This window comes from Mesorhizobium sp. M0478, assembly GCF_040321305.1.
Classification (GTDB): Bacteria; Pseudomonadota; Alphaproteobacteria; order Rhizobiales; family Rhizobiaceae; genus Mesorhizobium.
In genome coordinates this window covers 124,829-143,149 of the sequence record NZ_JAMYRH010000014.1, presented here as the reverse complement: position 1 = coordinate 143,149, position 18,321 = coordinate 124,829, and the positions used below count along the sequence as shown (strand labels likewise).

At 62.8% G+C, this 18,321-nt stretch carries 19 protein-coding genes; 13 read left to right on the top strand and 6 right to left on the bottom strand.

The window, feature by feature from the left end:
- The first annotated feature begins 10 nt into the window (after positions 1–10).
- Positions 11–643 (top strand): urease accessory protein UreG, encoded by a 633-nt coding sequence (ureG, locus tag NKI64_RS26855; protein WP_352595082.1) that lies wholly within the window; start codon positions 11–13, stop codon positions 641–643.
- 66 nt (positions 644–709) lie between these two features.
- Positions 710–1,477 carry a class II aldolase and adducin N-terminal domain-containing protein gene (locus NKI64_RS26850; protein WP_352519360.1) on the top strand — a complete coding sequence of 256 codons (768 nt, stop codon included), beginning with the start codon at positions 710–712 and terminating at the stop codon, positions 1,475–1,477.
- A gap of 294 nt (positions 1,478–1,771) precedes the next feature.
- Here NKI64_RS26850 and NKI64_RS26845 read toward each other — a convergent pair whose 3' ends face one another.
- A complete protein-coding gene (locus tag NKI64_RS26845; RefSeq protein ID WP_023671242.1) occupies positions 1,772–2,404 on the bottom strand; it encodes an HAD family hydrolase in 633 nt (210 codons plus the stop codon).
- 220 nt (positions 2,405–2,624) lie between these two features.
- Between NKI64_RS26845 and NKI64_RS26840 the strand changes: the two genes are divergently transcribed.
- The gene (locus NKI64_RS26840) at positions 2,625–3,584 is read left to right on the top strand and encodes a sugar-binding transcriptional regulator (protein ID WP_023711370.1); all 960 of its coding nucleotides are present in this window, start codon (positions 2,625–2,627) and stop codon (positions 3,582–3,584) included.
- Positions 3,585–3,606: 22 nt separating this feature from the next.
- Here NKI64_RS26840 and NKI64_RS26835 read toward each other — a convergent pair whose 3' ends face one another.
- On the bottom strand, positions 3,607–3,792 hold the full coding sequence (locus NKI64_RS26835; protein ID WP_023711369.1) for a hypothetical protein: 186 nt from the start codon (positions 3,790–3,792) through the stop codon (positions 3,607–3,609).
- A 110-nt stretch (positions 3,793–3,902) separates the two neighbouring features.
- Between NKI64_RS26835 and NKI64_RS26830 the strand changes: the two genes are divergently transcribed.
- The 10 genes from NKI64_RS26830 to NKI64_RS26785 all read left to right on the top strand — a co-directional run bounded on the left by NKI64_RS26830 (position 3,903) and on the right by NKI64_RS26785 (position 14,387).
- Positions 3,903–4,811, top strand: a complete 909-nt coding sequence (locus tag NKI64_RS26830; RefSeq protein ID WP_352671056.1) for a LysR substrate-binding domain-containing protein — start codon at positions 3,903–3,905, stop codon at positions 4,809–4,811.
- 112 nt (positions 4,812–4,923) lie between these two features.
- The gene (locus NKI64_RS26825; protein ID WP_155923262.1) at positions 4,924–5,265 is read left to right on the top strand and encodes a hypothetical protein; all 342 of its coding nucleotides are present in this window, start codon (positions 4,924–4,926) and stop codon (positions 5,263–5,265) included.
- A 244-nt stretch (positions 5,266–5,509) separates the two neighbouring features.
- Positions 5,510–6,820: an ABC transporter substrate-binding protein gene (locus NKI64_RS26820; protein ID WP_023671248.1), complete on the top strand. Its 1,311-nt coding sequence runs from the start codon at positions 5,510–5,512 to the stop codon at positions 6,818–6,820.
- Between the two features lie 119 nt (positions 6,821–6,939).
- Positions 6,940–7,812 (top strand): carbohydrate ABC transporter permease, encoded by an 873-nt coding sequence (locus NKI64_RS26815; protein ID WP_352671054.1) that lies wholly within the window; start codon positions 6,940–6,942, stop codon positions 7,810–7,812.
- A gap of 11 nt (positions 7,813–7,823) precedes the next feature.
- A complete protein-coding gene (locus NKI64_RS26810; protein ID WP_023671250.1) occupies positions 7,824–8,648 on the top strand; it encodes a carbohydrate ABC transporter permease in 825 nt (274 codons plus the stop codon).
- A gap of 50 nt (positions 8,649–8,698) precedes the next feature.
- The gene (locus tag NKI64_RS26805; RefSeq protein ID WP_023683591.1) at positions 8,699–9,703 is read left to right on the top strand and encodes an ABC transporter ATP-binding protein; all 1,005 of its coding nucleotides are present in this window, start codon (positions 8,699–8,701) and stop codon (positions 9,701–9,703) included.
- On the top strand, positions 9,700–10,470 hold the full coding sequence (locus NKI64_RS26800) for an L-iditol 2-dehydrogenase (protein WP_023683590.1): 771 nt from the start codon (positions 9,700–9,702) through the stop codon (positions 10,468–10,470). Before NKI64_RS26805 ends, NKI64_RS26800 begins: the two co-directional genes overlap by 4 nt.
- Before the next feature lie 46 nt (positions 10,471–10,516).
- The gene (locus tag NKI64_RS26795) at positions 10,517–11,995 is read left to right on the top strand and encodes a mannitol dehydrogenase family protein (RefSeq protein ID WP_023683589.1); all 1,479 of its coding nucleotides are present in this window, start codon (positions 10,517–10,519) and stop codon (positions 11,993–11,995) included.
- An 11-nt stretch (positions 11,996–12,006) separates the two neighbouring features.
- Positions 12,007–12,666: an HAD family hydrolase gene (locus NKI64_RS26790; RefSeq protein WP_023683588.1), complete on the top strand. Its 660-nt coding sequence runs from the start codon at positions 12,007–12,009 to the stop codon at positions 12,664–12,666.
- 134 nt (positions 12,667–12,800) lie between these two features.
- A complete protein-coding gene (locus NKI64_RS26785; RefSeq protein WP_023700458.1) occupies positions 12,801–14,387 on the top strand; it encodes an FGGY-family carbohydrate kinase in 1,587 nt (528 codons plus the stop codon).
- A 54-nt stretch (positions 14,388–14,441) separates the two neighbouring features.
- On the opposite strand, the gene NKI64_RS26780 is transcribed toward NKI64_RS26785, so the two are convergent.
- The 4 genes from NKI64_RS26780 to NKI64_RS26765 are packed head-to-tail and all read right to left on the bottom strand — an operon-like array spanning position 14,442 to position 18,291.
- Positions 14,442–15,536, bottom strand: a complete 1,095-nt coding sequence (locus NKI64_RS26780; protein ID WP_023700457.1) for an ABC transporter ATP-binding protein — start codon at positions 15,534–15,536, stop codon at positions 14,442–14,444.
- A gap of 2 nt (positions 15,537–15,538) precedes the next feature.
- Entirely contained in the window at positions 15,539–16,585 is a 1,047-nt protein-coding gene (locus NKI64_RS26775) for an NAD(P)-dependent alcohol dehydrogenase (protein WP_023700456.1), read from the bottom strand.
- 15 nt (positions 16,586–16,600) lie between these two features.
- Positions 16,601–17,413 carry a carbohydrate ABC transporter permease gene (locus tag NKI64_RS26770; RefSeq protein ID WP_023671259.1) on the bottom strand — a complete coding sequence of 271 codons (813 nt, stop codon included), beginning with the start codon at positions 17,411–17,413 and terminating at the stop codon, positions 16,601–16,603.
- A gap of 11 nt (positions 17,414–17,424) precedes the next feature.
- Positions 17,425–18,291: a carbohydrate ABC transporter permease gene (locus NKI64_RS26765; protein WP_023700455.1), complete on the bottom strand. Its 867-nt coding sequence runs from the start codon at positions 18,289–18,291 to the stop codon at positions 17,425–17,427.
- Positions 18,292–18,321: the final 30 nt, after the last annotated feature.

The window sequence follows — 18,321 nt, the reverse complement described above, 5'->3', positions numbered from 1 at the left end:
AGTTTTCGGTATGACTCAGGCAAACGGTCCCCTGCGTATCGGCATCGGCGGTCCCGTCGGCTCCGGCAAGACGACGCTCACCGAAAAGCTCTGCAAGGCGCTGCGCGACGATTTCTCCATCGCCGTCGTCACCAACGACATCTACACCAAGGAAGACGCCATGATGCTGGCCCGCCTGCAGGCGCTGCCTGAGGACCGCATCGTCGGCGTGGAGACCGGCGGCTGCCCGCACACCGCCATCCGTGAGGACGCCTCGATCAATTTGCAGGCGATCGCCGGGCTGAACAGGAAATTCCCCGATCTCGACATCGTCTTCATCGAATCCGGCGGCGACAATCTTGCCGCCACCTTCTCGCCGGACCTTGCCGACCTGACCCTCTATGTCATCTCGGTTTGCCAGGGCGAGGAAATCCCCAGGAAGGGCGGGCCGGCGATCACCCGTTCCGATTTCCTGGTCATCAACAAGAGCGATCTGGCGCCCTATGTGAACGTCAACCTCGATGTCATGGAGAGCGACGCCGCCCGAATGCGGGGCAAGCGCCCGTTCGGCTTCACCGACCTGTCGCGCGGCAAGGGACTGCAGGAAGTCATCGAATTCATCGTCGAACATGGCGGGCTGCAGTCGGCTCGCTCGGCGGCCTGACCCAGTACTTACCGGTTGCTGGTCGGCATTGGGCGCGGCATTCTCGGGGAAATGGAGGATTTTTTGATGAGCATCGCCCGTTTGCAGAAAGAGCCGCTGACCAACCTGCCCTATTATGAGGAGCGCGTCGACCTTGCCGCCGCCTTCCGCTGGACGGCGCGGCTCAACATGCATGAAGCCGTGGCCAACCACTTCTCGCTGTCGGTCAACGAGGCCGGCAGCAAATTCCTGATGAACCCCAACCAGGTGCATTTCTCGCGCATCAAGGCGAGCGACCTTTTGCTGATCGACGCCAACGATCCCGAGACATTGTCCGGCCCGAATGCGCCCGACCCGACCGCCTGGGGTCTGCACGGCGCCATTCACCGCAACGTGCCGCATGCGCGCTGCGCCATGCATGTGCATTCCATTCATGCCACTGTGCTTGCGTCGCTGGCCGACTCGACTCTGCCGCCGATCGACCAGAACTCGGCCATGTTCTTCAACCGCCACGTCGTCGATGCCCACTATGGCGGGCTGGCCTTCGAGGAGGAAGGCGAGCGCTGCTCGCAACTGCTCACCGACCCTAAGGTCAAGGTGATGGTGATGGGCAATCACGGCGTCATGGTCATCGGCGACACCGTTGCCGACGCCTTCAACCGCATGTTCTATTTCGAGCGCGCCGCAGAGACCTACATCAAGGCGCTGTGGACCGGCCGGCCTCTGCGCACGCTCTCCGACGCCATTGCCGAAAAGGCCGCCAGCGAGATGGACGACTATCCCGGCCAGGCGGAGCGTCATCTCGCCGAGCTGAAGGCGATCCTCGACGAGGAGGAGCCGGTGTACCGGAGCTAAGCGACCATCCGTGCTTCTCCCGTTTACGCTACGCACTCACCTTCTGTGATTTGTTATGACTGATCGGCGTAAGGCTTGGTTGCCAGGTGGTTCCCCCAATCCGTCGCTGCTTCGCAGCGCCACCTTTCCCTCCTCCGGAGGGAAAGGAAGGGAGCTTTCTGGACGAGCGTTTGACGGCAAAAAGCTTGGCTCGGCGAAGCCGAGACGGAGTGGGGGTCGACCAGCGCAACATTAGACAATGCATGGCCAAGCTGAAGGGAGGATGAGGGGCAGCGCCGACGTTCATAGGCTCACTCAGAGTCCCAACTGAGCCCGCAACTCTTCCGCACTGTTGATCACGACAGCGCCCTTCGGTCCTGCCATCGGCGCTTCCGGCCAGAAGATCGTCCGCATCCCCGCGGCCAGGCCTGATGTGGCGCCGGTAACGCTGTCGTCGACGGCCACCGCGTCTGAAGGATCGACGCCGGCCAGCCATGCGGCGCGCAGGAACGGTTCGGGATGCGGCTTGCCTTCGCGCACGTCGTTTCGGCTGATCGTGCGCATGCCGGGATAGATCAGGCCGACGGCGCTCAGATTTGCATCGACGATCACCCGGTCGGAATTGGACACCACCGCCTGCTGCACGCCGAGCGCGCGCAACTCGTTGAACACTTCGATCGCGCCGGGGCGCGGCTTCAGCGTCTCGGCCATCGGCATGTAGTGATCGTATTTGCGCACGATCCAGTCGTCGAAGGGCAGGTCGAGGCCGAACTCGCTGCGCAGCATCTCGTAGACCGGTGCGGCGGCGACGCCCAGCACCCGCTCATGCAGGTCGGCCGGCGGCGTGATACCGACGCTGCGCAGCGCCGCCACCAAGGCCGCCTCGTGCAGCGGCTCGCTGTCGACCAGCGTGCCGTCCATATCCCAGAAAACCGCTTTCGGCGTCATGCGAGGCTCCTTTGCCGATCCCCTTAAAGCGTTTGTATCAGGAGATAAACCGCCGAGCCCGTCCGCTGGCGATTTTCGCTGGGTTGGTTGCCGCGCGGCGGCCGGATCGAAGCAGCAAGCAATTGTCCTCCCGATTGAACAATTGCGCGCCGACACATTCCCTGCAAGACTATGACGCTTCGCCCAAGGGCGCGCAAAGGGGCAGGGCTGGAGGCACATTTTGAATTCGCGGCAAGATGGCGGCAGCAGCAGGCTGGACGAGGCAGCGCGCGCCGGCTGGCTTTATTATGTTGCCGGCAACACCCAGGACCAGATCGCCGCCACGCTCGGCATTTCCCGGCAGACGGCGCAGCGGCTGGTGTCGCTGGCGGTGTCGGAGGGGCTGATCAAGGTTCGCGTCGATCACCCGATCGCCAATTGCCTTGATCTCGCAGCTAGACTGAAGTCACGCTTCGCGCTCGACCTCGTCGAAGTGGTGCCGAGCGATCCAACCTCATCCTCGACCACGATCGGCATTGCCGAGGCGGCTGCGGCCGAGATCGAGCGGCGGCTGCGGTCACCGACGCCCATCGTCTTGGCCATCGGCACCGGCCGCACGCTGAAGGCGGCGATCGAGCAATTGCCGCCGATGGAATGCTCGCAGCACAAGGTTGTGTCCTTGACCGGCAACATCTCGCCCGACGGTTCGGCCGCCTTCTACAACGTCATCTTCACCATGGCCGACCGGGTCAAGGCGCGCTCGTTCCCGATGCCGCTGCCGGTCATCGCCTCGTCGCCGGAAGAGCGCGAGATGCTGCTTGCCCAGCCGATGATCCAACCGACGCTGGCGCTGGCCGCGGAAGCCGACGTGACCTTTGTCGGCATCGGCGATCTCGGCCCGAAGGCGCCGCTCTACGAGGACGGTTTTATCTCGGAAAGCGAGTTGAAGGCGTTGCAAAAGGCTGGCGGCGTCGCCGAGATCGTCGGCTGGGTGTTCGATCGGGAAGGCCGCATGATCGAGGGCATCACCAACGACCGGGTATCGTCGGCAGCCTTGCCGTCACGCGAAAAGTCGCTGGTCATTGCGCTCGCCATGGGCGAGCGCAAATTGCCGGGCATCCTGGCCGCGGTGAACCGCCGGCTGGTCAATGGCCTCATCACCGACGAGCGGACCGCTGCCGCCCTGCTCGACGGTGCCTGATCTGGTGATAAAATCGGCACTGCTATTTGTGCCGTCCGCAAACATCATTTCCATCGAGGAAACCCATGTCGCGCTGCAGATGCGGCGACAATTCCCTGACGTCGACATAGCTGCGGCGGCGGCGTACCAGCAGGGAAAATTCATGCACCAGCAGGGAAAACCAGCTCTGCGCCGGGGTCGAATGGAGCTTTTGCTGTACCGTGGTCATGATCTTCAGCCTCCGCTATGCTTGAACTTGATTGATCGTTGACACCAGATATCGGCCTGATTGGCTCTTCCCGCCAATCAAACGTCGATCACGACCCATAAGGAGGGCTTATGCCCGATCTCAAGACACCACAGCTCGCCCAGTTGCCGCCGCTGCAGGCCATCAGGGTGTTCGAAGCCGTCGCGCGGCATCTCTCCTTCACCAAGGCCGCGCAGGAACTCGGCATGACGCAGGCCGCCGCCAGCTATCAGATCAAGCTTCTGGAAGAGCGCATCGGTTCGCCGCTGTTCCTGCGCCAGCCGCGCCAGATCGTGCTGACCGAACCCGGCCAGCGCCTGGCGCCCGCCGTCAGCGAGGCGTTCAGCCTGCTCTCAAGCGCCTATTCCGCCGCGCGTGGGGGCGCCGATGGTGTGCTGTGCGTCTCGACGCTGCTGACCTTTGCCTCGAACTGGCTGGCGCAGCACCTCGGCTCCTTCCAGGTCGCGCATCCGTCGCTGGCGGTGCGCGTCGATACCTCGAACAGGGTGATCGATTTTGCCCGCGAGGACATGGACATCGCTATCCGCTCCGGCAGCGGCAAGTGGCCTGGAGTGGAGACCCATCTTTTGTTCAAGGCCGATTTCACCCCGGTGCTGAGCCCGGCACTCGCTGCCACCATAGGTGGCGTCCACGAACCCGCCGACCTGTTCAAGCTGCCCATTCTCGATCCCGGCGACATCTGGTGGCGGGAATGGTTCGCCCTTGCCGGCGTCCCGGCGGACGAACTTGCCAGGCGCACCGGCACCAGCATGGGCGCGCAGGCCTATGAGGCGAACGCGGCCATCGCCGGCCATGGTGTGGCAATCCTGACCACCGCATTGTTCAAGACCGAGCTCGCCGCCGGCCGCCTGATCCAGCCCTTCGACCTGGTCGGCGACGACGGCCACGCCTATTGGCTGGTCTACCCGACGGCGCGTCGCAACGTGCCGAAGATAAAAGCCTTCCGGGACTGGATCCTGGCCGAGATCGCCTGCGCCTGAGGGCGAGCGATTCGCGGATTGATTTCCGAGATGCAAAGCGAGCCATGGATCCGCGACGAATGCTCGCTTTCGCGGACAAACAGCTGCGATCGGGCCACCCGGTTAACCAAGCTTGACAAAAACGCTGTCGATATCACTCGCCCGGCATAGGCTTGTGCTTGTGACGACCCAATTGAGCAGGATCAATCGTCTGCAGATTGAAACAGGGTCGATCAGCCGGCTGATGAAAGTCTATCGCGTCGAAGAAATCGAAAACAACACCGTGCGCACGACGCAGGTGATCGAAGCATTTACGCCGTTTCAAGCTGCCGTGAAGGCAATCGGCCGGGAAGTTAGGCTGCGCAAGGACGAGCCCAGCTGGATCCAGGTGACGGAAGTGCTGACCAGAGCCAAGCAAACACGCGACGGCAGGGTTTTCGAATATTCCGTCGGAAGCTACCCGTCCCACGGCTGACGGGCTGGGCCCTATCGCTCCCTTGGCGCCATGATTGGGTTGCGATGGGTCGGCATCAACCCGCTCTCACATCCCCGTGCAAACAGCTTCCCAAATCCATTCAATATCCTCTACGCGCGCAACGTCGCGCACCTGCCCCGTGTGCTGCGCTGCAGCATCGAATCCGGCTTGACATAATTAACGCCAAGTGAGTAATTGCCCATTACCAAGGCAAATGCTCATCTTGGTTCATGGGAGGAATTTGATGAAACTGCGCACGCTCACTTTGGGCCTGTTGTCGGCCAGCGCCTTCGCTTTCGCCGCGCATGCCGAATCCATCACCATCGCCACCGTCAACAATGGCGACATGGTCCGCATGCAGAAGCTGACCGACGACTTCACCAAGGCTAACCCCGACGTCACGCTCAACTGGGTCACGCTCGAAGAGAACGTGCTGCGCGAGCGCGTCACCACCGACATTGCCACCAAGGGCGGCCAGTATGACGTTATGACCATCGGCACCTACGAGGTTCCGATCTGGGCCAAGCAGAACTGGCTGTTGCCGCTCGACAAGCTCGGCGACGACTATGACGCCAAGGACATCATCCCGGCCATCGCCGGCGGCCTGTCGGTCGACGGCAAGCTCTATGCCGCGCCCTTCTACGGCGAAAGCTCCTTCGTCATGTACCGCAAGGACTTGATCGAGAAGGCCGGGCTGAAGATGCCCGACGCCCCGACCTGGGACTTCATCAAGCAGGCCGCCGACAAGATGACCGACCGCGCCAATGGCGTGAACGGCGTTTGCCTGCGCGGCAAGGCCGGCTGGGGCGAGAACATGGCCTTCCTCACCGCCATGTCGAACTCCTTCGGCGCCCGCTGGTTCGACGAGAACTGGAAGCCGCAATTCGACCAGCCGGAATGGAAGAACACGCTGCAGTTCTATGTCGACCTGATGAAGGCCGACGGTCCCGAGGGCGCCTCGTCCAACGGCTTCAACGAAAACCTGGCGCTGTTCCAGCAGGGCAAGTGCGGCATGTGGATCGACGCCACCGTCGCCGCCTCCTTCGTCTCCGACCCGAAGAACTCGACCGTCGCGGACAAGGTCGGCTACGCACTGGCCCCCGACAATGGTCTGGGCAAGCGCGGCAACTGGCTGTGGGCCTGGTCGCTGGCCATCCCGGCCGGCACGCAGAAGGGAGACGCCGCACAGAAGTTCGTCTCCTGGGCGACCAGCAAGCACTACGCAGAACTGGTTGCTTCGAAGGAAGGCTGGGCCAACGTTCCTCCGGGCACGCGCTCCTCGCTCTACGCCAATGCCGAGTATCAGAAGGCGGCTCCGTTCGCCAAGATGACGCTGGACTCGATCAATGCCGCCGACCCGACGCATCCGACCGTCAAGCCGGTGCCCTATGTCGGTGTGCAGTTCGTCGCCATTCCTGAGTTCCAGGGCCTCGGCACAACCGTTGGCCAGCTGTTCTCGGCGGCGCTCGCCGGCCAGACCAGCGTAGACGACGCGCTCAAGCAGGCGCAGGACGCCGCCACCGCGACCATGACCGAAGGCGGTTATATCAAGTAAGGCTCCTCCCGGTGCCGAATGCCGGCCGCCTCCTTGGCCGGCAACGGCCGCCCGAATCCCAGTTCGGGCGGCCCCTTTCACACACCTGAAAATTTGGCTGACCTTGAAGGGTGACCGTCATGGCTACTCAGCAGACCCGTTCGCTTGCCCGCTTTATGTTGGCGCCATCCGTGGTGCTGCTGTTCGTCTGGATGATCGTGCCGCTGGCACTCACGATCTGGTTCTCCTTCCAGCAGTACAATCCGCTCAATCCGATCCGCGACGGGTTTGTCTGGTTCTCGAATTACTCGCTGTTCTATTCCAACCCGGCATTCCTGCAGTCGATCCTCAACACGCTGGTCCTGGTGGGCAGCGTGCTGCTGATCACCGTCATCGGAGGCATCATGCTGGCGCTGTTGATCGATCAGCCGATGTGGGGACAGGGGATCGTCCGCATCCTCGTCATCTCTCCGTTCTTCGTCATGCCGCCGGTGGCTGCACTTGTCTGGAAGAACATGATCATGCACCCGCAATACGGCGTCTTTGCCGACATTGCGCGCTTCTTCGAGGCTCAACCGATCGACTGGTTCGGGCAGCATCCGATGCTGGCCATCATCATCATCGTCGCCTGGCAATGGCTTCCCTTCGCCACGCTGATCCTGCTGACCGCATTGCAGTCGCTCGACGGCGAGCAGAAGGAAGCCGCCGAGATGGACGGCGCCGGCTTCGTCAGCCGCTTCATCTATCTGACGCTGCCGCACATGTCGCGCGCCATCACCGTCGTCATCCTGATCCAGACCATCTTCCTGCTGTCGGTCTATGCCGAGATCCTGGTCACCACCAATGGCGGACCCGGCTATGCCTCCACCAACCTGCCCTTCCTCGTCTACCAGAAGGCATTGCTGGAGTTCAAAATCGGCCAGGCATCGGCCGGCGGTGTCATCGCCGTCATTCTCGCCAACATCGTCGCCTACTTCGCCATGCGCGCGGTGGGCAAGAACCTGGACAAGTAAGGGAGGATACGATGGCACGTGCAGTCACCACCCAACACAAGGTCATTGCGACAGGCGCCGCCTGGATCGTCGCGCTGCTGATCTTCTTCCCGATCCTCTACACGATCATCACCTCGTTCAAGTCGGAGCAGGAGGCCATCCAGGGCTTCGCGCTGATCCCGTCGGGGACGTTCGAGAGCTATACCGAGGTCCAGGCGCAGAGCGGCTACTTCAAGTTCTTCTTCAACTCGGTGCTGCTCTCGGTCGGCTCGACCATCCTGGCCCTGATCGTCGCGGTTCCGGCCGCCTGGTCGATGGCCTTCTCGCCGGGCAAGTGGACCAAGGACATCCTGATGTGGATGCTCTCGACCAAGATGATGCCGGCGGTTGCCGTGCTGTTCCCGATCTACCTCATCTTCCGCGATGCCGGACTCCTCGACAGCCGCATCGGCCTGATGATCATGCTGATGCTGATCAACCTGCCGATCGTGATCTGGATGCTCTACACCTACTTCCGCGAAATCCCCGGCGAAATCCTGGAGGCGGCACGCATGGACGGCGCCACCCTGTGGGGTGAGATCGTCTATGTGCTGACCCCCATGGCCGTGCCGGGCATCGCATCGACCATGCTGCTCAACATCATCCTGGCGTGGAACGAAGCGTTCTGGACCATCCGCCTGACCACCACCGAGGCGGCGCCGCTGACGGCCTTCATCAGTTCGTTCTCAAGCCCGCAAGGCCTGTTCTGGGCCAAGCTTTCGGCGGCCTCGACGCTGGCCATCGCCCCCATCCTGATCATGGGCTGGTTCAGCCAGAAGCAGCTGGTGCGCGGCCTGACATTCGGCGCGGTAAAATAACGGACGTTGCCTGAAGCAATCCGGCCAAATAACCCCTCGGGGAGGAAACCATGGGAAACATCACGCTCAAGAACGTCTCCAAGCATTTCGGATCGACGGTCATCATTCCAGGCCTCGACCTGGTCATCGAGAATGGCGAGTTCGTTGTCTTCGTCGGGCCGTCGGGTTGCGGCAAGTCCACGTTGCTGCGCCTCATCGCCGGGCTCGAGGACACCAGCGGGGGCACCATCAACATCGATGACCGTGACGTCACCGGCGAGGCGCCGGCCAAGCGCAAGCTGGCCATGGTATTCCAGTCTTATGCGCTCTATCCGCATATGACGGTGGCCAAGAACATCGGCTTCCCGCTGAAGATGGCGGGCGAGGATGTGGCGACGATCGACAAGAAGGTGAAGGACGCAGCCCGGGTCCTCAACCTCACCAACTATCTCGAACGCCGGCCCGGCCAGCTCTCCGGCGGCCAGCGGCAACGCGTCGCCATCGGCCGCGCCATCGTGCGCCAGCCCTCGGCATTCCTATTCGACGAGCCGCTGTCCAACCTCGATGCCGCACTGCGCGGCACCATGCGGCTCGAAATCAGCGAGCTGCACCATCAGCTCAAGACGACGATGGTCTACGTCACCCACGACCAGATCGAAGCCATGACCATGGCCGACAAAATCGTCGTGCTCAACGCCGGCAACATCGAACAGGTCGGCTCGCCGATGGAACTCTACAAGTCGCCGAAGAACCTGTTCGTGGCGGGCTTCATCGGTTCGCCGAAAATGAACCTGATCGAAGGTGCGCCGGCGGCCAAATACAACGCCAAGACCATCGGCATTCGTCCTGAGCATATGGGGATATCGACCACCGCGGGTGACTGGAAAGCCCTTGTCGGCGTCGCCGAGCATCTGGGCTCCGACACCTTCCTGCATGTCCAGGCCGACGGCGTCGGTCCGCTGACGGTACGCGCCGATGGCGAACTGGCCGTACGCCACGGCGACACCATCTATTTGACGCCGGACAAGGTCCGCATGCATCGCTTCGGCCCCGACGGAAAGGCGCTGACGCAGTGAGACTGAAAGGCAAATCGGCGCTGATCACCGGATCCGCGCGCGGCATCGGCAGGGCTTTTGCCGAAGCCTATACGCGCGAGGGTGCCACGGTGGCCATTGCCGACATCAATCTGGCGGCTGCCGAAAACACGGCCGCCGAGATTGGCGCCAACGCCTATCCGGTCAGGCTCGACGTCAGCGACCTTGCTTCGATCCAGGCGTCGGTCAAGGCGGTCGAAACAAAGACCGGCGGCCTCGACATACTGATCAACAATGCTGCCTTGTTCGACCTGGCGCCGATCGTCGAGATCACCGAAGCGAGCTATGACAAATTGTTCTCCGTCAACGTCGCCGGCACTTTGTTCATGCTGCAGGCAGCGGCGCGTTCGATGATCGCAAGGGGCAAGGGCGGCAAGATCATCAACATCGCCAGCCAGGCAGGACGGCGCGGCGAGCCGCTGGTCGCCGTCTATTGCGCCACCAAGGCCGCGGTGATTTCGCTGACCCAGTCCGCCGGGCTCGACCTGATCAAGCACCGCATCAACGTCAATGGCATCGCGCCCGGCGTCGTCGACAGCGATATGTGGGATGAGGTCGATGCGCTGTTTGCCAAATATGAGAACCGGCCGAAGGGCGAGAAGAAGCGGCTGGTCGGCGAGGGCGTGCCCTATGGCCGCATGGGCAAGCCGGAGGACCTGACCGGCATGGCGGTCTTCCTGGCCAGCGACGACGCCGAATACATCGTCGCCCAGACCTACAATGTCGATGGCGGCCAATGGATGAGTTGATGGGCCGGGATCACGAAGGCCGCAGCCCGGCCAAAAGGGTAGAAAAATGACCGTGAAACTCTCCTCCTCGATCCTCTCGGAACTCCCCGCCAAGGTCGCCGGTCCCAGATATGATCGCTCCAGGCTCAAACCCGGTATCGTCCATTTCGGCGTCGGCAATTTCCATCGGTCGCATCAGGCGGTCTACCTCGACGATCTCTTCAATGCAGGCATCGGCCATGACTGGGCGCTGGTCGGCGCCGGGGTCTTCGAGGGCGAAAAAATCGGTCGTTCCAAGCTGCAGGAGCAGGACTGGCTGACCACCGTGGTCGAGCAGGATTCCGACCATATGAGCGCCCGCGTCACCGGCGTCATGATCGATTTCCTGACGCCCGGCGATGCGGATGCGATCATCGACCAGCTCGCCGATCCGGCGATCAAGATCGTCTCGCTGACCATCACCGAAGGCGGGTATTTCATCGATCCGGCCTCGGGAAAGTTCAACCCGACCCATCCTGATATCGTTGCCGACGCGCAGGCAGGTACGACGCCGAAGACGGTGTTCGGCCTCATCCTGGCCGGGCTGATGCGCCGCCGGGCCGACGGCATCGTGCCGTTCACCGTCATGTCCTGCGACAACATCCCTCACAATGGCCATGTCACCTCGGATGGCGTCATCGGCCTCGCCCGGCTGATCGACGAGGATCTGGCAAACTGGGTCAGCGACAATGTCGCCTTTCCCAACGGCATGGTCGACCGCATCACCCCCGCCACCTCCGACCGCGAGCGCGGCATTCTCGCCACCGAGTTCGGCCTCGAGGACAACTGGCCGGTGTTCTGCGAGCCGTTCAAGCAATGGGTGCTGGAAGACCGTTTCACCGGCGGCCGCCCGCCGCTGGAAAAGGTCGGTGTGCAATTCGTGAGGGATGTCGCGCCCTATGAGCTGATGAAGATCCGCATCCTCAATGGCGGTCATGCCACGATCGCTTATCCCGCAGGGTTGATGGACATCCATTTCGTCCATGAGGCGATGCAGGAGCCGCTGGTGCGCGGCTTCCTCGCCAAGCTCGAGCATGACGAGATCATCCCGACCGTGCCGCCGGTGCCGGACACCGTGCTGGAGGATTATTACCAGCTCATCGAGCACCGCTTTTCCAACCCGAAGATCGGCGACACCATCCGCCGGCTTTGCCTCGACGGTTCCAACCGGCAGCCGAAATTCATCATCCCGACCATCGCCGACCGGCTGAAAGCCGGGAAGAGCGTTGCGGGTCTCGCGCTGGAATCGGCGCTGTGGTGCCGCTATTGCTTCGGCACCACCGACAGCGGCGCCGACATCGAAGCCAACGATCCCAGCTGGGACCGGCTGCAGGCAACCGCCAAGGCGGCGAAGGATGCGCCCGGCGCCTGGCTTGCGATGGAGGACATCTATGGCGATGTCGGCCGCTCGGCGGCGTTCGCCGAGGCCTTTGCCCATGCGCTCAACGTCTTGTGGGCGAATGGCACGCGCGCGACGCTGACGCGCTACATCTCCGGCAAGCTCTGACGCCAGCCGCAATGACGCCCGAACTGGTCATCTTCGACTGTGACGGCGTGCTGGTCGACAGCGAGGCGCTGTCGGTTTCGGCTCTGCTCGGCATGATCTCTGCCGCCGGGGGCTCGGTCAGCGAGGATGCGGCCTACGAGCATTTCCTCGGCAAGAGCATGAAGAGCGTGCGCGAGATACTTCTTCGCGATTTCACCATCGACATCACCGACGTGCACCTGACCGATATGCGCGTCGAGCTGATGCGCAAATTCCGCGAGGAGCTGAAGCCGATTCCCGGCATCAGCGACATCCTGCCGAGGCTGGGCGTGCCCTGCTGCGTCGCTTCCTCCGGCACGCTCGACCGCATTCGCTATGCGCTCGACGTTACCGGCCTGCTCGGCCTGCTCGAGCCCCATCTGTTCAGCGCTGCCATGGTCGCGCGCGGCAAGCCGGCGCCGGATCTTTTTCTCCATGCCGCCGCTGCTATGCGCGCGCATCCCGGTAATTGCATCGTAATCGAGGACAGCCCTGCCGGCATCGCGGCGGCGCGTGCGGCCGGTATGCGCGTCTTTGCTTTCACCGGCGGTTCGCACGCCGGCAACCCGGCCTTGAAAGCGCGGCTTGCGTCGAGTGAACCGGACTTTATATTCGCGGACATGCTGCAATTGCCCGATCTGATTGCAGGCTAGAGCATGATGCCGAAAAGTGTGAAGCGGTTTTCGGACGACATCATGCTCTACTTCTTTGATTTAGAGACGGATTCAGATTTCAGGTCGAACAGACCTGAAATCATCCGGCTCTAGGGAGCGAGAGTAAAAGCATCTTGACGAAAAGCTTCGTTTGCGCGGTCGATGTCGGCACCGGGAGCGCCCGCGCGGGCATTCTCGACACGTCAGGCACCTTGCTCGGCCGCGCCGAGCATCCGATCGTCATGAACCAGCCGCAGGCCGATCACGCCGAGCACAATTCGCAGGATATCTGGTCGGCTGTGTGCATCGCGGTGCGTGCCGCGCGCGAAAAGGCCGGTGTGTCAGCCGACGATATTGTCGGCATGTCGTTCGACGCCACCTGCTCGCTGGTGGTGCTGGACAGGAATGCCGGCCAGCTCAGCGTCTCGGTGACGGGCGAACGGCGCTGGGACACCATCGTCTGGCTCGACCATCGCGCCATCGCCGAGGCAGATGAATGCACCGATAGCGGCCACGCCGTACTCGACTATATCGGTGGCGTCATGTCGCCGGAAATGGCGACGCCGAAGCTGATGTGGCTGAAGCGCAATCTGCCGGGGACTTGGCATGAAGCCGGCTACCTATTCGACCTCACCGATTTCCTGACCTGGAAGGCGACCGGGTCGCTGGCGCGCTCGCAATGCACGCTGACCGCCAAATGGACCTATCTGGCGCATGAGGAAACCGGCTGGCGCCGTGACTTCTTCGACAGGGTCGGGCTTGGCGATCTGTTCGAACACGGCAGCCTGCCGGAGAAGGCAAGTGCTGTCGGCGCAGACATCGGCACGCTCACCCCTGAAGCGGCGGCGGAGTTGGGCTTGAGCGAAAACTGTCGGGTCGGCGCCGGCGTCATCGATGCCTATGCCGGCGCGCTTGGCGTGCTCGGCGGCTTTGCTGGCGACGAGCAGAATATCGGCCGCCATCTGGCATTGATCGCCGGCACCTCGTCCTGCGTCATGGCGATGTCGCCCGACCCGCAGCCTTTCGCCGGCGTCTGGGGTCCATACTATGGCGCCGCACTGCCAAAACTCTGGCTGTCGGAAGGCGGCCAGTCGGCGACCGGTGCGCTGCTCGACCATATCATCCGCTGGCACGGCGCCGGCGGCGAGCCGGACGCGGCCATGCATGCAAAAATCGCCAGGCGCGTCGCCGAACTGCGCAGCACCGAAGGTGACAAGCTGGCGGCAAGGCTGCATGTGCTGCCGGATTTCCATGGCAACCGCTCGCCGCTTGCCGATCCGCATGCGGTCGGTGTGGTCAGCGGGCTGACGCTGGATTCCTCCTTCGACAGTCTGTGCAAGCTGTATTGGCGCACCGCCGTCGGCATCGCGCTCGGCGTGCGCCATGTGCTGGAGGCGCTGAACGAGAACGGCTATCTCATAGACACGCTGCATGTCACCGGCGGCCACACCAAGAACCCGTTGCTGATGGAGCTCTATGCCGACGCCACCGGCTGCGCGGTGATCGAGCCGCTGGCCGACGAAGCCGTTCTGCTCGGCACCGGCATGGTCGCCGCCACTGCCGCTGGCCTGTTCCCGGACCTGAATGCCGCCTGCGTCGCCATGCAGCAAGGCGGCAGGGCGCGCACCTCGAACCCGACCGCGTCAGGCCGCTTCGACCGCGACTACAGGATCTTCCTCGAAATGCACCGCCAGCGGCAGGCGCTCGACGCCATCAACTAGAGCAATTCCAGGAAAAGCGTGAAACGGTTTTCCGTCCGGAATTGCGTACCAAATCTAGGCCTCCTCTCGCCGCCGCAAGGATGCGCCGGTCGCCGCGTCGAACAGATGCACGCTCTCCTCCTCGAATGTGTAGCGCACAGGCGCGCGCAACGCCGGGCATTCGCGGGCCGATACCAACGCGCCGACCTCCTTGCCGCCGCAGGCGAACGTCACCAGCGCGTCATTGCCGTGGAACTCGATGAGGTCGGCGGTGCCTTGCAGAAGATTGATGCTCTGAGCACCGGCGGTCTTCAGGTCCGGCGGTCGGATTCCAAGCACGGCGCGATGGACGCCGCGCAGATCGAAGCCCAGGCCTTCTATGAAGAAGGTCGAGCCGCCGCCTGTCAGCGTCCAGCGTTCGTCCTTCCGCCCGACGGCCACGTCGATGAAATTCATGTTCGGCGTACCGATGAAGCCGGCGACGAACAGATTGCCCGGCTGGCGATAGATCTCGGCCGGCGAGCCGATCTGTTCGATGACGCCATCCCTGAGCAGCACTATCCGGTCGGCCAGCGTCATCGCTTCGAGCTGGTCGTGGGTGACATAGACGGTAGTGGTCTTCAGCGACTGGTGCAGGCGGGCGATTTCGACCCGCATATGGTTGCGAAGTTTGGCGTCGAGATTCGACAGCGGCTCGTCGAACAGGAACACTTTCGGCGTCTTGATCATGGCGCGCGCAATCGCCACGCGCTGCTGCTGGCCGCCGGAAAGTTCGGTCGGCTTGCGGGCGAGGTAAGGTTCGAGGCCGAGCGTCGTTGCCACCGCCTCGACCCGCTTCCGGATCTCGGCCGGGGGCACTTTCTGTCGCTTGAGCCCAAAGGCGATATTGTCGAAGATCGTCATATGCGGGTAGAGCGCATAGTTCTGGAAAACCATGGCAATGCCGCGCTCGCCGGGCTCGAGATCGTTGACCACTTTGCCGCCGATCGACACTTCCCCGCCGCTGATATCCTCCAGTCCGGCCAGCATCCTGAGCAAGGTCGACTTGCCGCAGCCGGACGGGCCGAGGAATACGACGAATTCGTGCTCCTCGATCGAGAGATTGAGGTCTCGGATGACGGTAGTGGCGCCGTAAGCCTTGTCGACATGGGAGCAAACGATCGCGGACATGGTCAGCCCTTCTCGCCGGTAAGAAGGATTTGCAGCTTGACGTCTTGCGGCTTGCCTTGCGCCGCCCGCTCGAAGGCCTCGATGCTGTCCGAGAAATCATAAGTGCCGGTGATCAGCGGCTTGAGGTCGACCTTCCCCGAGGCGATCAGCTGCAGCGCGCGGTCGAAGATGTTGGCGTAACGGAACACCGTCTCGATGCGCACTTCCTTGGAGATCGCCGCCGGAACGTTGAGGCTGACCGGTTCGACCGGCAGTCCGACCAGCACCACCGCGCCGCCCGGCCGCACGACATCGAACAGGTCGGAGAATGCCTTCGGGCTGCCGCTCGCCTCGAACACGATATCCGCGCCCCAATTGTCGGTCGCGGCGGAGACTGCGTCGACCAGCGATTGCTCACCTATATTGACCGGCACGATGCCGGGATATTGCGCGGCAATCTTGAGCTTGGGTGCGGAAAAATCGGAGATCAGCACCTTCGAGCAGCCGCCGGCCAGCGCCGCCAGCGCGATCATGATGCCGATCGGGCCGCAGCCGACGACGACGGCGACGTCGCCAGGCACGATGCGGGCGCGGCGCGCCGCCTGCATGCCGATGGCAAAGGGTTCGACCATCGCGCCTTCGGCGAAGGTGACATTGTCCGGCAGTCTGTAGGTGAAGGCGGCCGGGTGCACGGCATAGGGCGCCAGCACGCCATGCACAGGCGGCGTCGCCCAGAAGGAGACGTCAGGGTCGACATTGTAGATGCCGAGCCTGGTCGCGCGCGACGACAGGTTCGGCACGCCCGGCTCCATGCAGACGCGGTCGCCGACCTTCAGCGTGCCGACATTGGCGCCGATCTCGACGATCGTTCCCGCGGCTTCGTGGCCGAGCACCATCGGGGCCCGCACGACATAGCTGCCGATGGCGCCATGGGTGTAATAGTGCACGTCGCTGCCGCAGACGCCGACCGTGTGGATGGCGATCTTGACATCGCCCGGTCCGACGTCGAGCGGCAGCGCGATCTCGCGCAGCGACAGTTCGCCTTTTTTCTCAAGCACCAGTGCCCGCATAGGTAAGTCCTCGCATCAAGTCTTTTTTTGCCGGAAAACGGAATTCAGGAAGCCGCTGAGCACGCCGAGGAACAGCAGCGGCGGTAGCGACAACAGCACGACCGAGGCGTTGAGGATTCCCCACGGCACGTTCATGCCTTGCTGTGAAAGTTCGGAAGCGACGATCGGCAATGTCTTGGCGTTGGAACTGGACAGCATCAGCGCGATCAGGAATTCGTTCCACACCAGCACGAAGCTGAAGGCGACGGCGCCGATCAGCGAGCGCGCCGCTACCGGCAGCGCAATGCGCCAGAACACCGAGTAAGCGCCGTAGCCGTCGACGAAAGCGGCTTCCTCGATTTCCTTCGGCACGGCCTGGAAGGCGGGAATGGCGAGCCACATGATCACCGAGATGGTGAGCAGCGAATAGGTGACGATCAGCGCCGGCAAGGTGTCGTAGAGCCCGATCTGCAGCCAGATCACCATCAGCGGAATGGCGACCGCCACCGGGGGCAGGAAGCGCAGCGACAACACGAAGAACTGGATGTCGCCAGCGAAGCGATTGGGATAGCGCGCCACCGCATAGGCTGCCGGAAGGCCGAGCATGACGCCGATCAGCACGGCGACGCCGCAGGAAATGACCGAGTTATAGAGACCGGTCATGACGCTGTCGCGGCCGATGATGTAGCTGATATTGTCGAAGGTCGGGGTAAACACCAGGCGCGGCACGCGGGTGATGATGTCGACATTGTTCTTCAGCGAATTGACCGCCGTCCAGGCGAGCGGAAACACCGCCATGAAGCCGGCGAAGGCTAGGATGATCTTGCCGATGAGGCGGCCCGGTCTCATGCGATACGGCCTCATGCCTGCACCCGCTTCCACAGCATGGTGAAGGTGATGACAGTCGCGATCATCATCAGCACCGCCATGGCCGAGGCATAGGACACCTTGCCGGATTCGATGAAGCCTTGCGAGAAGGCGTACATGTCGAGCGTCTCGGTCGCCACGCCCGGCCCGCCGCGCGTCATCACATAAATCAGGTCGAAGGAGCGCAGCGATTCGATCATCTTGACGAACATCAGGCTGATCAGCGGCGCCTTCAGCATAGGCAAGGTCACATAGGCATGGATCTGCCAGCGTTTGGCGTGGTCGAGCCGCGCCGCTTCGATCGGCTGCGGCGGCAAGGTCTCCAGAAGCTTCAGCACGATGACCGCGAAGAACAGTCCCCACTGCCAGACATCGACCGAGGCGACGGCAAACAGGGCAATCGACGGCTTCGACAGCGGGTCGAAGATCAGCCCGCCGGTGATCAGCCGGTAGGGGTAGGTGGCGATGCCGTAGAGCGGATGATAGGCGAACTTCCACACGAAAGCCGCCGACACGCGCGGCAACAGCACCGGGATGATGAACAGCAGGCAGTAGATGTTGCGCAGCCGCGGCGACGCCACTTCGAACATCAGCACGCCGAGCCCGATCGCCACCATCATCGTCGCCACCACGGTGACGATTTCCCACTTCACCGAAACCCAGACCGCGTTGAGGAAACGCCGGTCGGCGAACAGGTCGATGAAGTTCGACAGCCAGACCCAGGAATAGTCCGACGAGCTCAGCTCGCGGTTCTGCAGCGCAATGACGATGGCGTACAGCGTCGGCACCATCGACAGCACCAGAAGAATGGCGAGCGTCGGAACCAGAAACGTCACGGGCAGGGAAGAGCGTCGGCGCATGGCCTATCCTCGGGCTGTGCCTTTTTGGAG

Coding starts and splice junctions, on each gene's coding strand:
- ureG (WP_352595082.1), top strand. CDS start 11: ATGACTCAGGCAAACGGTCCCCTGCGTATCGGCATCGGCGGTCCCGTC.
- NKI64_RS26850 (WP_352519360.1), top strand. CDS start 710: ATGAGCATCGCCCGTTTGCAGAAAGAGCCGCTGACCAACCTGCCCTAT.
- NKI64_RS26845 (WP_023671242.1), bottom strand. CDS start 2,404: ATGACGCCGAAAGCGGTTTTCTGGGATATGGACGGCACGCTGGTCGAC.
- NKI64_RS26835 (WP_023711369.1), bottom strand. CDS start 3,792: ATGACCACGGTACAGCAAAAGCTCCATTCGACCCCGGCGCAGAGCTGG.
- NKI64_RS26830 (WP_352671056.1), top strand. CDS start 3,903: ATGCCCGATCTCAAGACACCACAGCTCGCCCAGTTGCCGCCGCTGCAG.
- NKI64_RS26820 (WP_023671248.1), top strand. CDS start 5,510: ATGAAACTGCGCACGCTCACTTTGGGCCTGTTGTCGGCCAGCGCCTTC.
- NKI64_RS26815 (WP_352671054.1), top strand. CDS start 6,940: ATGGCTACTCAGCAGACCCGTTCGCTTGCCCGCTTTATGTTGGCGCCA.
- NKI64_RS26810 (WP_023671250.1), top strand. CDS start 7,824: ATGGCACGTGCAGTCACCACCCAACACAAGGTCATTGCGACAGGCGCC.
- NKI64_RS26805 (WP_023683591.1), top strand. CDS start 8,699: ATGGGAAACATCACGCTCAAGAACGTCTCCAAGCATTTCGGATCGACG.
- NKI64_RS26795 (WP_023683589.1), top strand. CDS start 10,517: ATGACCGTGAAACTCTCCTCCTCGATCCTCTCGGAACTCCCCGCCAAG.
- NKI64_RS26790 (WP_023683588.1), top strand. CDS start 12,007: ATGACGCCCGAACTGGTCATCTTCGACTGTGACGGCGTGCTGGTCGAC.
- NKI64_RS26780 (WP_023700457.1), bottom strand. CDS start 15,536: ATGTCCGCGATCGTTTGCTCCCATGTCGACAAGGCTTACGGCGCCACT.
- NKI64_RS26775 (WP_023700456.1), bottom strand. CDS start 16,585: ATGCGGGCACTGGTGCTTGAGAAAAAAGGCGAACTGTCGCTGCGCGAG.
- NKI64_RS26770 (WP_023671259.1), bottom strand. CDS start 17,413: ATGAGACCGGGCCGCCTCATCGGCAAGATCATCCTAGCCTTCGCCGGC.
- NKI64_RS26765 (WP_023700455.1), bottom strand. CDS start 18,291: ATGCGCCGACGCTCTTCCCTGCCCGTGACGTTTCTGGTTCCGACGCTC.